This window comes from Pseudoalteromonas sp. A601 (assembly GCF_002165575.1).
Lineage (GTDB): Bacteria > Pseudomonadota > Gammaproteobacteria > Enterobacterales > Alteromonadaceae > Pseudoalteromonas.
The window spans coordinates 66,645-80,623 of the sequence record NZ_MXQF01000015.1 but is presented as its reverse complement, the minus strand read 5'-3'; the positions used below and the strand labels follow the sequence as shown (position 1 = coordinate 80,623).

The window sequence follows — 13,979 nt, the reverse complement described above, 5'->3', positions numbered from 1 at the left end:
TTATAGTTCCAGCTCAAAAGGTTTAGGAGCGTGAGTTAAAATTTCATAACCCGTGTTGGTGATCAAAATGTCCTCCTCTAAACGCACCCCGCCATATTCAGGGATATAAATGCCTGGCTCTATGGTGATCACATTGCCAACTTCTAATATATGCTTAACGTTGCTATTGATAAACGGCTGCTCATGCAAAAATAGTCCAAGCCCATGACCCAAGCCCTGTCCGGCATGATCCCCAAAACCTGAAGCATCTAGTACATGTTGTGATGCATTTTGCAAGTCGGTGCAGTGAACACCAGGCTTAAGTAAATCAATCGCAGCTTGTTGTGCTGTCGCCACGCTATTATAAATAGCCGTTTGCTTTGTTGATGCTTGCCCTAGCACATAGCTGCGTGTCATGTCTGAGCGGTAGCCATTAACAACTGCGCCAAAATCAAGCGTAATAAAATCGCCTTCTTTTAACGTGCACTCACTTGGGCTACCGTGCGGCAGCGAGGTACGCTCTGCGAACATTAAAATCGTTGCAAACGACATACCCTCAGAGCCTAACTTTTGCATTCTAAACTCTAACTCTAACGCTAAATCTCGTTCACTCACACCCGCTTTAAAGTACGGTAATGTTTGCTTGAGTGCTTCATCAGCAATGGCAGCAGCAGCTTTTATTTGCGCAACTTCCCAGTCACTTTTAACCATCCGTAAACGCTCTACCATACCAGTAACTGGTGTGAGTGTATGGCTCGTTAATTCACTCGCTACTTGCTGCCAAAGCGCTACATTAATAAATGCAGAATCAAAACCTAATTGACTATTAGATGCTAAAAAACGACTTATACATTGGCCTAAAGTTTCATTGTCTCGGTCACGGCAGATAACTTCAAAGCCTGTACATTCCTCTTGCGCGCGGCCAAAGTAACGATAATCAGTGATCAGTACAAACTGCTCTGCGGTTATTAACGCATAAGCGGCGTTACCGCTAAAACCGCTTAAATAACGAATATTTTCATGGCCTAGTACCAATAATGCTGATAAGCCTTCAACGGCCATAGCCTGTTTCATCGATTGTTGGCGAGCTATAAATTGCTTGTTCATCTGAAAATAAATCCTTGTTTTAGGGGATCATCTGGATCAATTAAAAATGTATGTTTACCAGTTACAAACGCTTCGCCACTAACCCGTGGCACAACCGTATTAATATCAGCTAATAAACATTGCGCTTTTAGCTCAACAGTGAATACCGAGCCCAAAATACTCTCTATTTTTATTCGCTGACCGATTGCCAGCCTGCCTTTTGCAAACTCTAATGCGGCTCTTGCACTGACGCCCGTCCCCGTAGGGCTGCGGTCTAGTTCGCCTTCGGCAAAAATACACACATGTCGGCTAAAACTTGAATGACTTGTTTGTGAATTAGAATAAAATATAACCCCATATAAAAAGCTCAATGCGTCATCTGTAGGGTGCGTTGGCTGATATTGGCCGTTAATTTTCTGCTTTATCGCTTTGCCTAAACTAATAATTTGCTCATGGTTATTGGGCGCTAAACTTAAATCAATAGTGTCAGCATCTACAAAAGCGTAATAAGCGCCGCCGTATGCGATATCACAACTAACTGCACCAAACATGGGTAACTCAATGTGCATATCAAGCTTTGGAGCATAACTTGCCACGTTATCAAAACACACATTGGTTAATTGTTTATCTTTAAGTGTAATATAAGCCTTAATAAGCCCTGCGGGGGTATCTATGCGTAGCTCATTAACCCCATCTATAAAGTGGCTGATACTGCAATCTTTTGCTGCTGTAGCAAGCGCAATAATGGCATGGCCACACATGGTGCTATAACCTTCATTATGTAAAAACAGTACGCCAAAATGGCTATCTTTATGTTCAGGCTCAGTGATTACTGCACCGTACATATCAGCATGGCCTCGGGGTTCAAACATAAGCGCTTTGCGTAAGTGATCAAATCTTGCCAAACAATCGGCTCGTTTCTCGAGCATAGTTTGGCCTTGCAAATTACTAAAACCATCAATAATTATACGAAGAGGCTCACCACCGGTATGCATATCGAGCGTATTGATCGCTAGCCAATCATTATTTGGCTGTTGCCAATGAGAATATAAACAATTAGTCATAGGTAACCTTTAAATTTATACGAAAAATGCTGAGCAGTTACCTACTCAGCATCAAGGCTGTGTTACTCACAATGAGAATGTGCTTAAACATTTTGTCAGTTTTAGTTTCCGCTTGTTAAATACTAAGTACTAAAACGACAATTTACAGCCACTTACCAGGGAACTTAAAATTCTATACGCGCGGTTAACGATACATATCGAGCACCTTGACGGCTAGTTACTAAACCATAATCAGGGTTTAACTCTAAGCCGTTATCGCCATACTGAGCGCGCTCTTCGTTAATATTTATCGCGCTATCTCCATCAAATAAGTTATATACAGTGCCTTTTAAGGTCATGTCAGAGCCAAAAAAGTCCGTATAATAAGTCAGTGACATATCCACATTAGTTAACCAAGGTAAGTTACCTTTGCTTCCGCGTGGTGCTGGGTTGCCGTTTTCATCATAGTGCGATGCTTGGTCGTAGTATTTACTCACACATGCATCCCACGGGCTGCCTTGCTCACAGCTATCAACACCTTCAGGATGCACTGAGAAGTAGCTCTTTGGACGACCCGATGTTGTTCTGGCCACTAAACCTACAGTCAGTGAATCGGTAATATTATACGCGCCACTAAATTTGATCGCATGGCGGTGGTCATTAGGTAAATTACCATAGCCATGATCCATTAAATCACCGTAGTCATATGAGGTAGTCCAACCTGGATCGGCTTGGTTGTTATCCGTTTTAACTAAACCTTCAGTGTTACCATAACTATGTGACCATGTGTATGATGTATTAATTCGTAAATCATCCGTAACATTGCCATCTAAAGTAAATTCAAGAGCGAGGTATTTACGTTGAGCTTCTGGTAACGCAAGTTCTTCAGCGCTCAAATTAACGTTATCAATTTCCCCATCACCATCAAAGTCATACGACATTTGAATCGCTTCACCAGGGTTATTAAGCACATAATATGAACCTTGCCCTACGTTATCGGTGATACCCATTTCAGCAAGCTTTTTAGCAAGCACAGGACCAACATCGGTATCTTCAACACTGCGACCTAGATCACGGTAAATAGCACGTACACCCGCAGACATCGTATCAAACACTTCTTGTTGATAACCTATTGTAAACTCATCGCTGTACATTGGTTTTAAAGAAGACGAGGCAATTAAACCAGGCTCTGTAATACCACGCTGGCGCCAGCGTCTATCACGTAACATGTCGCCTCTGCTCGGAGAACCATCAGCTAATAAAGAAGGTGATCCATTGCCCTCTAATTGATCTAAATCGAAATACTCAAACCATTCAATAGATGCGGAACCTTGAGTGATATTCATGTTCGCAGATACTGGCTGAAAATAGCGCCCGTATGTGGCGAATATTTTCGCGCTACCATCACCCGATACATCATAAATAGCTTGTAAACGTGGCGCGATTTGATTATCAATATCAACAAATGCTCTGCCGTCTGTCACCGTATTTTCAAACTGGCTATAACGCAATCCCATATTAAGCACTAAATTATCAGTTGCTTGCCATGAATCATTAATATAAAACGCTAATGAAGTGGTATCAGAATCGACCTCACGGCTACGTACCCTTCTTTCGATAAAATCACTACCTAGTGCTGCACCAGAGACATCGTTTTCGCCAGCTATTTTTATAGTCCACCAGCCTTCAGCGTCCCCAATACCATTTTGACCTTCAAAGTAATCAACCTTCACGTTGGTGTAATCAATACCAAACTGGATTGAATGCATATCCAAGTCCCAGTTAAAATCAATTCTGGCTTGGTCTCGAATATATTCTTCTTCCGTTATACCGGAATTTGTATGCTGACTTAACGTTACAAAGCCATCACGTTCATCCCACACACCTGGGTTAGGTGATGCTACAACGTTTTCAACATTTTCTGTAACACGGCCAACAACGGCTGACACTGAAAATGTATCAGTCAGATAGCCATTGTAGTTAATACTGTATACATTACCGCCATCTTCGCCAGGAGCATCTACACCTTGTTGGTCACCTACCACATTATCTTGCCAGTTATAAGCGAATGTTTTATCGGTCCACGTACGTTTGTTATTCATCGCAGAGAAGCCAACCGAGTGATCTTCATTAATAAACCAATCAACTTTGGTAAACCAGCGGTCTTCATCACGCTCAAAATCAGAGAAAGTGGTTTGCCCAGCACTGTTAGTCTCTTCTCTGCGTGGAGCAAATAAGCCATAGAAGAACAGCGTATCTTCAATAAGTGCACCGCTCGCCCATAACTGTACTTCTTTAAAATCGTAACTGCTCTGTTGCGTATTGGTACTGATGGTACCGCTATCTTGGAATATTGAATCATGCTGACTACGAAGACTATCAGGATCCCAGCGTACCTCTGCACCAAATTTAAAATCATTATCACCTGATTTAGATACAGCGTTTACGATACCGCCTAATGCACCACCAAATTCAGGGCTTACACCACCGGTTTTAACTTGAGTTTGAGAAATAGCTTCCCACGGTAGACGAATTGAACCCAACCCTGTGCGAATACTTGTTACATTCAAGCCATTAAAATAGTAGCCATTTTCAGCTGCTGATGAACCACCAAAACTAGAAGCACCTTTAAAATTAGAGCCTCCTGGAGCCGCGGTACCTGGTGCAAGTAACGCAATACTCTCAAAACCCGTATTTACTGGCATTGCTTTAAGCTCTGCATCGCTAAACGTTAAGCCAGAGGTTGAAGAGGCCATATCAACACGACGAATTGCTGAACCGGTTACTGCGATACGCTCAATGTCGGTGCCAGCTTTAAAAAGTTGTACATCAAGGATAATTGACTGACCAATCGTGACATCAACATTTTCTTCAGTCATAGTTTCGTAACCGTCTTTTACAATAGTCACGTCATAAGTACCCACAGGTACATTACGTAATAAGTAATCGCCCTCAGCATTACTTGTGATGGTGTAGACTAAACCTTTACTCTTATGCTTAAGCGTAATTGTTGCACCAATTAAATCACTGCCTGATTGCGCAACAATGTGGCCTTTCACAATACTACTACCATCAACTGCCTGAGCAGCAGGTGTCATCATTAATGCTGCTGTTACTGCCGTTGCCAATAGGGTTTTTACACCCACACCCCGAGTTTGCTTTTTATTATATGTAAACATGTAAATGTTCCTTGATCCTGTTGATTTATTGTCTGTCGTACCTCTGACGTAAAAAATATACACTTATTACATATTGTATACAATATTAAATATCCATTTAATTCACATAAAATTAAAAACATGAAACAACCACAATCAAGATTAGGCTTTTTTATGTTTATATTCAGTTAATTACATATTTAAATATAAATTTAAAAAGTGAAATAATTAAGGGGATTAATTTCTATATGGCAAATAGTGACTACTACAATCAAAATTTTTCGTTCGAAATGGATAAAAAATTGAGGCCGTCTGCCTATCGCAACGACTTCTGCTGTTAGCCCATGAAATATTTTGACTTTGCCGGATTTTTCGTGAGTGAGTTTTAAAAAAGTGCATGTATTAAGTCTATGCTCGCTTATTCTCTGCACCATAAGCTGGATAACACTACAACTCTATGTAATTACAGAATTCACAAGGTAAGCTTTTGGCATAACTGTAAAACGTAACCGTTTTTACTGTCTATACGCTCTTATCTGTGATTGAACTTTAAGCTGGATTTATAGTTTATTCTTATCCCAGCCTTGCCGAAGTTAATTTTACTGATACAATAAATTTGTATAATGTATGCAATATGAAATTAAAAGAGGAAATATGATGGAAACAAATAGTAAAGATTGGCGATATACAGTTATGCCAGCCGTATTTACATGGCTAAAAAAAACAGAATCTGGGACTGTTGAAATTGACCTTGATGCAACGCAAAAATACGCTGCAGACATTTTAAAAGTGCAAGGAAAAGGAGGCACGCGTATGGGAGGCCTTGTTGGCTCTGGTACTCTGGGTGAGAACAGCTACCTAAGTTCTGAGCAACGCCTTTCTTTACTACAAGCCCTTTCAAGTGTTGCTAAAGAATACAATGTGCCATTGATCAGTGGCGCAGCAGCAGAAACAAAAGAAGAGCTTGCCAAAATCGTTACAGAGCTCGCGACTGTTGGCGTAGATACCGTAATGGTGATGCCACCCAAAACAAAAGAGTCACCTTCTGATGAAGAAATGTATGAGTACTATGCACTTTCTGCAACAGCTGCAAAAGAGGCCGGCATAACAATAATGCCTTATAACAACCCTGACGCCGCTGGCTATCATGCGCTATCAACTGATCTTCTTACTAGACTTGCTGCTTTACCTGAAGTAACAGCGCTTAAAATATCTACTATAGATGTATCAGTTATTGAAACCATGATGCTAGAAAATAAAGACTTAAAAGTACTAGCTGGTGTAGATACCGTAACTGTACATGCAGGCCTTGCTGGCGCATGCGGTGGAATCACAGGTGTTGGTTGTATATTTCCAAAAGCAAGTGTCACTATGCAAGAGCACGTAAATAAGGGCGAATGGGCTGAGGCAAATAAAATATCTCAAGCTATGAACTCTATATCTTACCTTGATGCACAGCCGCTACTTCTAGAGTATCTGAAGTATGCTTTTGGCATTCATCACAGTGATACAACTGGAGGCCTTCGTACCTTTGGTAAAAAACTAACTCAACAGCAAATTGATGATGTTCACACACGCTATATCAAAGCAAAAGAAAGACTTGAGACTCTGGGTTTAATAGACTGATTACTTCAAAAGTTGACAAAAAAACTCCGTTATTACGGAGTTTTTTGCTCTAGAGTTTGACAATTTGATGCTCGCTCTACTCGTTAATTAACTATGTATGGCTCTTGAACACTTGCACATGTATCAAGTGTATATTGCACCATACGAAGAATACTTAAACGAGGTTTATCTGATTTTGTCTCATCAGGGAATCGTGTTTCACCATCATACAACGCATTAATAACCAGTCCTTTTTCATTTAAGCCATCAGCGGCAGCAAAAGCAACCTTTGACGACGGGTACTCTAATACCGTAACAAGACTTCTGTAGCTTGATGTACATGTTAGAATACTGGTATTGTTTTTACCATATTCTGTATCTGCAAAATTTTGATCTACTCCTTGGCGCTCCAAACCTGCCGGAAATGCATAAAGACTGCTGGTTAACTGCCAATACCAGTCCATATTCCTCCCCGTTACAGGGAACTCTTTATTTTGACTGTTAAAAATTCGAAGCGATAAATTGAGGCTATCATACAGTTTAATAACCTCTTCCATATATATGCTATTAGTGACTTATGCAACCTACATGAGCAATTTAAACACGGCGATTGGTGCATGGGGAATGACGTTACCCGTTTTATTTTATTTTTTAAATAGTATACGGCCTGGCTTTATCTTTTCCATCATGTATTTGTTCATATACACTTGGATTTTAGTCGGTGTTTATAATATACAAAGTATAAAACCATTAGCGAACTTTGTTTTAGCGTATCTTATTGTTTGGGGGATCGCGCACGTTTATGAAAAAAACCGCCTAAAAAATCAAGCTCAGTTGACAGTGCTAGCTTTAAAAGATCCATTAACCAATGCAAACAACTTACTGGCATTGAGACATGATTTTGAGCAACGAACGAAAGCTGAAAAAGATGTTGGCTTAGCCATGCTAGACATAGACTTTTTTAAAAAAGTTAATGATACCTACGGGCATGATGTTGGGGATGATATATTGATGCAACTGGTAGAGCTTTTTCAGCAAAAAGTATCTGAGAAAGATGTTTATCGTACAGGCGGCGAAGAGTTTGTATTATTATTTGATGCCAGTGAAGATGAAGCGTTAAAAGTGTTAAAAGAAATATCTACAGAAACAGAGCATAAGATATTTAACTGTTCCAATGGAAATAATATAAATGTAACTCTTAGTTGCGGGTTTATTCATTTTTCTGCTACAGCGCTACAAGAACCTAATAGTCTCTCTAAAATGTTAAAAACAGCCGATCTATTGTTATATCACGCAAAAGAGCAAGGGCGAAATCAAATAATCACAAGAGAAAATTAAATAAATGTGCCTGTCCTGTTTCTCATGTTCCTGTTGTAATAATGACTATTGATATTGGGGCAAGAATATAAATATCAAATTACTCGAAAATGACCTTTCGCTATGATGCTTTGCTAAGCGGACTAAAATTCTCCACTAAATCAAACAAGGCAGCCACTTTAATTATTTAAAGTACATTGAACAATTAAGTTTTTGATTGCTAGAATGCCAACCTATTTTTTTATCAAGAGATACAATGGCAAATTTCAATACTCATCTAAATACTGCCGTCATCGTCACCGGTTTAGGTTCAGCCGCTTTATTATCTGCAGGCCATGTTGATTTAAGCGGCGCACTTTGGTTATGGTTTTTAGGTTCTATTGGCGGCTTATTACCCGACATAGATTCAGATAACTCCACATCACTCGATACTATTTTTAACTTATTCGCACTCAGCGCTGTATTACTGGTGCTGCATTACATAACAACCGAGCTCATTATTACAATTAGCTTTGTTGAATTAATAGTAGTGCCGTTATTAGTCTACGGATTTATGAAATACATAATTAGACCCATTTTTGAACGGATCACAGTGCATAGAGGTAGTTGCCACTCTTTACTATTTTTAGTGCTATGCGCATTATTAACAACGCAAGTAACATGGAAGCTTAATGACCAATCAACAGCTCAGGCAGCCACTTTTGCCTGGTTAGCGGGCGGTTTTATTTTATTTGGCGGGTTAATTCATTTATTACTGGATGAAGTTTACAGTGTCGATTTAAATAATGTCACCATTAAACGCTCTTTTGGCACTGCGCTAAAAATAGCCGACTTCGATAATAAATTAATTACGTTGGCATCAATAGTTGCCATTGCAGGTTTAATCTATATTGCGCCCCCTACCAAGCAAACAATCATTGCGTTAAGTGACTGGTCTAATTTTAGGTTTTTATCTTAACGAAGTAAGTAATAAACCATTTCACTACATACTCAAAATTAACACCCGTTTAGTAATTTAAAGTCAATTCACTAAACGGTTATAAAATGCCGTGTTTTATAGGCACACATGGCTTAACCAAAGCGGCTTTGAAAAGTTAGGGGGAATTAAAAAATTTAGCTTGAGCTTGTTTGTTATTAATTAATTCTTTTATAGGTTTAAGTGAAATAATTAACTCGCTTTACCTGTCTTATACCTACAGCAATAAACGCTATTTAAATACAGAAACTAAGCAGTTTGATACATTTAAATCCGCAACAACTGTTGAAAGCGTCAAATATAAAATCAAAAGAGGTCTATAATGGAATTTACACATAAACGCACCACCCTAATTACAGCATCGTTATTGTTGCTATTAGCAATATCACAAGGTATTTATTCAGCCCTTTACAGTGCTGAAATTAGCTTTTCAAGGCAGGTGGCTTGGGGGCTAGAAGCACTGGTATTTACTTTACTGGTTGCCTTTGCAGGCACAGCTATGGTGCAAGCAAAAAACGCTCAACTAGGCTGGTCGGCAATCGCGTTCAGTGCAGTCCTAAACATAGTCCAGGTAAGCATTGGTCTTACTTTGTTTTCTACATTTGGTAAAGTTGCAGGCACAGTAGAAGGCGCACAACCTTTAATTGGTGGCGTGGTGTCTCTATCATTCATGATTTACTACGCAGCTAAATTATTATTAGGATTAGCAGCCGTTGTTTTTGGCCTGTCTTTTATCACTAAAGGCGGCAAAGCAATTGGCGGCCTTACAGCCTTTGCAGGCGCAGCTGCAATGTTAGCCAATGGTGTTTTAATTACCTGTGGCCGTGATGGATTCTTGCCATCAGGCGTTGCTGGTGCATCAGGCATGATTGCAACATTACTTTTAGCAATCTGTTTAATAAGTCTTAACCGTAAAGCAGATTAAGGCATTAAACCTCGGCGTGTATTAGAGATGCTAATTCGCCGATGTTTTACGTTTAAAGTAATGGAGTTTAATGTGCCAGCAATCTTCATTTTCTCAAAGAGGATATGAGGCGCTGCACTTTTAGAGGTTATATCAAAAATTTTTAACCAATTAATTCTGTTGATGTATGAAGTCAAGATTTGATGTGGTAGCTTGAGGTTAGAAACCTCCAGCCCCCCGGTTATGCGTTTTTTAACACTAAACCTTTTGATTTATTGAAAATAACCAATGAAAATACAATTTCTGTTAAGCCACCAATAAAAGCACCAATTATAAAGTTAGCACCTAAGGGATCCCCATGCCTGTGCTTGCAGTATAATTTGATGTTTATCGTCATTTATCGCTATCCCATTGTAGCCTTGGATTGTCCCTTTTGAGGTGGTCATTTTCGCGCTATCTGGGTCGGTAATATTACTTTTAACAGGCTTGCCTTTACTGCCTGTTTTTTCTTCATGGGTCGCTAAGAACTCGGTGATTTTATCTGCACTTTTATCCAGCTTTTCTTTTTGTTTTAAATCCTGTGTTATTAACTCCTCGCCCAGCCCATCTTGCGATTGATGACGCTCAATAATACGTTTACTCGCACGTTCTAGTTTTGCTTTTTTACGCCCTAGCTCATCGAATGTGCCGCTCCATTCTTTACTCGCATTTGACTTTAATTTGCAACCATCAATGGCAAACATGTTGCGCCCTATCAAGCCTTCTTCATCACATACCATCAGCACTTGCGTGAACAGCGGTTCAATCTGCTCATGCATTTTAGCCACGAATCCCGCTATTGATGTGTAATGAGGTTGAATATCGCCCGACACACTCATGAACAAAATATTGTTCTCACAGGCCTTAGCTATTCGGCGGCTACGAATAAACCCATGAGCATAGCCAAGTAAAATAATTTTTAACATCACCGTGGGCGGATACGCCGCAGCGCCTGTTTTGTCGTTGTTATACCACGCGTCAAAGCCCGACAAGTCGAGTTTATTTTCGACAATATAACAAAGGGCATACTCAAATGTGCCTGGCAGGATTTGCTCAGAAAAATTGATCGGAATGAATTTATTTTGGCAGGATAAGTCAGGCTTGTAGTTGGCCATAACAATTTACCGTGGGTGAATAATATCTATTAGATCACAGTAACCCAGTGGATTCAAGGTTAAAAAACAATCAAGTTGAATGTGTAGAACCAGTTCCTAAAAAGAGTAATTCTACAGCCTCAACGCCTAATTAACAGGCAAAAAATAGTTGGTTAAAATAAGCGACGAAGGAGCAAAACCAACTGTTTTTTGTCCTTGTTTAATTTCTTGTTAGGCTTTTTGTTTATTAAGCGCCTGATTAGCAAAGTATAAAATAAAAAGACCCAACGCAATATATTTAGGCAATAAAACACCGAGTGTATGCCCTAAGTTTTGAGAAGGTAACTGTAATAAAAAAAATATGAATGCAGAATATAGAAAGGTATACCCAATACCAGATAGCCCCAGTGATTTGCTAATTTAAAATGCTTTATAAGCAAAGCTAAAACACAATAGATAAGACAAAGTGGTAAAGCTTGAGTTATTAAATCTATGGCAGCAAGTGTTGCATTGGGAAAGTTTTTAGCAAAAGACAGAAGCATATCAACTGGAATAGCGATTGCGGCACCATAACCAAAAACAGGTACCGATATATATGCGAAAAACACACCTAGAAATAAACAAACTATAAAATGTGCTCTATCCATGAGGTTACTCCGTTGAAAGCCTAACAATTTTGTCTATGACATTTGTCGTTTTATAAACCGACAAATGTCCATATATTACAATGCATTTATCTTAGCCCTCAAATAAACACCTGTAAACAATTAGTAAACGTTGTCTAACTTTTTACAAGTGCAAAAATACCCCAAAATGGTAGAGATCAGTAATATTGGACAAAATACAAATAACTGTCTATATATACAGCAATTTACTTTTGGAGATTCATCCTATGAAGTCACCTTTTTTTAACTATGATTTCGGAACAAATGTATTTAAAGCGCTATGCTAAAAGTACCATTAAAGCTTACTTATACTGGATAGCTGCATTTATTCGCTTTAATTCTATGCGACACCCAACAACAATGGGAGATAATGAAGTAGAGCTTTTTTTAAATCATCTAGTTAACCAACAAAATGTTGCACCTAATACGCAAACGCAAGCTTTAAATGCGTTAAGCTTTTTATTTAAGGAGGTCATTAAAAAGCCACTATCGCTATCCTTAGATTTTATCAAGAGCAAACGAGCAACTAAACTCCCCGTCGTTTTAACACAGCAAGAAATAAACCTTTTTTTTAAAGTGTGCTCTGCAAAACATTATTTACCTTGTGGGCTTCTCTATGGCAGTGGAATGCGGCTAACGAAAGTACTGCGTTTGCGTGTGCAGGATATTGATTTTGACTATAACTGCATCCGTATTTGGGATGGAAAAGGAGGAAAAAACCGTGTTGTAACGCTTGCAACTGAGCTCATACCGCAAATACGGACACAAATTCAATTAGTAGAGAGTTATTTACAGTTAGACCTAAATAACCCGCTATTTTGTGGCGTGTTTATGCCACATTTATTACGTAAAAAATATCCAAATCATAACAAACAACTGGGCTGGCAGTATTTATTTTCATCCTATAAACTCAGCATTGATCCCCAAAGTAAGCAATTGAGAAGACATCATATAGATGAAAAACAATTACAGCGCGCGGTTAAAAAAGCAGCTTGTGATGCACAAATTAATAAACACGTTACTCCGCATACCTTACGCCATTCTTTTGCAACACATTTACTACAAAGTGGTGCTGATATTAGAACGGTTCAAGCGCAACTAGGCCATAGTGATGTGCGAACAACTCAGATATATACGCATGTTTTACAACAAGGTGCAAATGGCGTGATTAGTCCATTCTCTAGATTATAAAACAGGTAAAAAGGACAGCCGTATATTTTTGTCAAATAAATTTAACGTGTTAAAGCACATTATATGAATGTGCTAGCAATAGTTTACGAAAAACTACCTTTTTTCGTCTTCTATTTTAAGTAATAGCTTTTTAATGTCGTTTTTAGCGCCTAAGATATGTTTTTTCAAAAAGTCACAGGCTTTTTTGGTCTCTTTTGCGCGACAGTGATTTAATAATATACGGTGCTCTTCGGGCGCAGTGGTTAAACCACCAGCCAGTAAAATGTGCATGCGTACATAGCGTTCTGAGTTTTTACTATACATATCAACTAGCTCACGAGTTTGTGGGCGTTGGGCGCGGCTGTATAGTTTGCCATGAAAACGGCTATTTAAGTCGCCTGTTGCTAGGTGAGTATCACCTGCATCCATGGCGCTTTCAAGTTCAGTTAAGATAAGCTCAGCATCTATTAAGTCTTGATCTGTTAACCCCTCAATTGAGTGACTTAACAGCTCGGCTTCAAGTAATGCCCTTAAATCAAAGATTTCATCAATTTGTGATGCTGAAAGCTCTGTGGCCGTGGCTCCTTTGTGCGCTTCAAAATTAACAAGACCTTCAGCTTCAAGCTGAAGTAGTGCCTCACGCACAGGTATGCGACTTACATTAAGCTCAGCAGCGAGTGCGGCTTGACGCAGCGGATCACCAGCTTTGATCTCACCGGTTAATATTTTTTCACGAATTGCTTCTGCTACTAGTTGGGTGCGGGTTTTGTGTTCGATAGCCATGGTGATCCTTTTATACCAATCGTGTTAAGTTACTGACCATTTATAGCGACAGGTATTATATTGCATTTAAAATACATTATACTTAAGTTCACTCATATGCCAAGTTAGAATCTGCTTAAGCCTCCTATGGGTAAGGGTAAGCGGGAAAGTGCAATTTTAC

Annotated in this window: 12 protein-coding genes; 5 read left to right on the top strand and 7 right to left on the bottom strand. The window is 39.2% G+C overall.

Translation table 11 applies throughout. The annotated features are described in order from the left end of the window. The 3 genes from B5G52_RS13805 to B5G52_RS13795 all read right to left on the bottom strand — a co-directional run bounded on the left by B5G52_RS13805 (window position 1) and on the right by B5G52_RS13795 (window position 5,287). Window positions 1-1,086 carry a Xaa-Pro peptidase family protein gene (locus B5G52_RS13805; protein WP_087533227.1) on the bottom strand — a complete coding sequence of 362 codons (1,086 nt, stop codon included), beginning with the start codon at window positions 1,084-1,086 and terminating at the stop codon, window positions 1-3. Beyond that, a complete protein-coding gene (locus tag B5G52_RS13800) occupies window positions 1,083-2,129 on the bottom strand; it encodes a proline racemase family protein (protein WP_087533226.1) in 1,047 nt (348 codons plus the stop codon). Before B5G52_RS13800 ends, B5G52_RS13805 begins: the two co-directional genes overlap by 4 nt. Before the next feature lie 164 nt (window positions 2,130-2,293). Beyond that, complete coding sequence (locus B5G52_RS13795) at window positions 2,294-5,287, bottom strand: TonB-dependent receptor (RefSeq protein ID WP_087533225.1); 2,994 nt, start codon at window positions 5,285-5,287, stop codon at window positions 2,294-2,296. A gap of 636 nt (window positions 5,288-5,923) precedes the next feature. Here B5G52_RS13795 and B5G52_RS13790 point away from each other — a divergent pair. Further along, a complete protein-coding gene (locus B5G52_RS13790) occupies window positions 5,924-6,892 on the top strand; it encodes a dihydrodipicolinate synthase family protein (protein ID WP_087533224.1) in 969 nt (322 codons plus the stop codon). An 83-nt stretch (window positions 6,893-6,975) separates the two neighbouring features. Here B5G52_RS13790 and B5G52_RS13785 read toward each other — a convergent pair whose 3' ends face one another. Continuing rightward, window positions 6,976-7,428: a linear amide C-N hydrolase gene (locus B5G52_RS13785; RefSeq protein ID WP_087533223.1), complete on the bottom strand. Its 453-nt coding sequence runs from the start codon at window positions 7,426-7,428 to the stop codon at window positions 6,976-6,978. A gap of 4 nt (window positions 7,429-7,432) precedes the next feature. On the opposite strand from B5G52_RS13785, the gene B5G52_RS13780 reads away from it, so the two are divergent. The 3 genes from B5G52_RS13780 (at window position 7,433) to B5G52_RS13770 (ending at window position 10,089) form a co-directional block, all read left to right on the top strand. Beyond that, window positions 7,433-8,209, top strand: coding sequence for a GGDEF domain-containing protein (locus B5G52_RS13780; protein WP_087533222.1), 777 nt, complete (start codon window positions 7,433-7,435; stop codon window positions 8,207-8,209). Between the two features lie 235 nt (window positions 8,210-8,444). Further along, window positions 8,445-9,146, top strand: coding sequence for a metal-dependent hydrolase (locus tag B5G52_RS13775; protein ID WP_087533221.1), 702 nt, complete (start codon window positions 8,445-8,447; stop codon window positions 9,144-9,146). 340 nt (window positions 9,147-9,486) lie between these two features. Then, the gene (locus B5G52_RS13770) at window positions 9,487-10,089 is read left to right on the top strand and encodes a thiamine biosynthesis protein ThiC (RefSeq protein WP_087533220.1); all 603 of its coding nucleotides are present in this window, start codon (window positions 9,487-9,489) and stop codon (window positions 10,087-10,089) included. A 317-nt stretch (window positions 10,090-10,406) separates the two neighbouring features. On the opposite strand, the gene B5G52_RS13765 is transcribed toward B5G52_RS13770, so the two are convergent. Then, complete coding sequence (locus tag B5G52_RS13765; RefSeq protein WP_087533219.1) at window positions 10,407-11,222, bottom strand: transposase; 816 nt, start codon at window positions 11,220-11,222, stop codon at window positions 10,407-10,409. A 305-nt stretch (window positions 11,223-11,527) separates the two neighbouring features. Beyond that, a complete protein-coding gene (locus tag B5G52_RS13760) occupies window positions 11,528-11,848 on the bottom strand; it encodes a hypothetical protein (RefSeq protein ID WP_087533218.1) in 321 nt (106 codons plus the stop codon). A gap of 267 nt (window positions 11,849-12,115) precedes the next feature. On the opposite strand from B5G52_RS13760, the gene B5G52_RS13755 reads away from it, so the two are divergent. Continuing rightward, window positions 12,116-13,057, top strand: coding sequence for an integron integrase (locus B5G52_RS13755; RefSeq protein ID WP_087533217.1), 942 nt, complete (start codon window positions 12,116-12,118; stop codon window positions 13,055-13,057). A 93-nt stretch (window positions 13,058-13,150) separates the two neighbouring features. Here B5G52_RS13755 and B5G52_RS13750 read toward each other — a convergent pair whose 3' ends face one another. Next, window positions 13,151-13,819, bottom strand: a complete 669-nt coding sequence (locus tag B5G52_RS13750) for a GntR family transcriptional regulator (protein ID WP_087533216.1) — start codon at window positions 13,817-13,819, stop codon at window positions 13,151-13,153. Between the last annotated feature and the right edge of the window lie 160 nt (window positions 13,820-13,979).

Coding starts and splice junctions, on each gene's coding strand:
- B5G52_RS13805 (WP_087533227.1), bottom strand. CDS start 1,086: ATGAACAAGCAATTTATAGCTCGCCAACAATCGATGAAACAGGCTATG.
- B5G52_RS13800 (WP_087533226.1), bottom strand. CDS start 2,129: ATGACTAATTGTTTATATTCTCATTGGCAACAGCCAAATAATGATTGG.
- B5G52_RS13795 (WP_087533225.1), bottom strand. CDS start 5,287: ATGTTTACATATAATAAAAAGCAAACTCGGGGTGTGGGTGTAAAAACC.
- B5G52_RS13790 (WP_087533224.1), top strand. CDS start 5,924: ATGGAAACAAATAGTAAAGATTGGCGATATACAGTTATGCCAGCCGTA.
- B5G52_RS13785 (WP_087533223.1), bottom strand. CDS start 7,428: ATGGAAGAGGTTATTAAACTGTATGATAGCCTCAATTTATCGCTTCGA.
- B5G52_RS13780 (WP_087533222.1), top strand. CDS start 7,433: ATGCTATTAGTGACTTATGCAACCTACATGAGCAATTTAAACACGGCG.
- B5G52_RS13775 (WP_087533221.1), top strand. CDS start 8,445: ATGGCAAATTTCAATACTCATCTAAATACTGCCGTCATCGTCACCGGT.
- B5G52_RS13770 (WP_087533220.1), top strand. CDS start 9,487: ATGGAATTTACACATAAACGCACCACCCTAATTACAGCATCGTTATTG.
- B5G52_RS13765 (WP_087533219.1), bottom strand. CDS start 11,222: ATGGCCAACTACAAGCCTGACTTATCCTGCCAAAATAAATTCATTCCG.
- B5G52_RS13760 (WP_087533218.1), bottom strand. CDS start 11,848: ATGGATAGAGCACATTTTATAGTTTGTTTATTTCTAGGTGTGTTTTTC.
- B5G52_RS13755 (WP_087533217.1), top strand. CDS start 12,116: ATGATTTCGGAACAAATGTATTTAAAGCGCTATGCTAAAAGTACCATT.
- B5G52_RS13750 (WP_087533216.1), bottom strand. CDS start 13,819: ATGGCTATCGAACACAAAACCCGCACCCAACTAGTAGCAGAAGCAATT.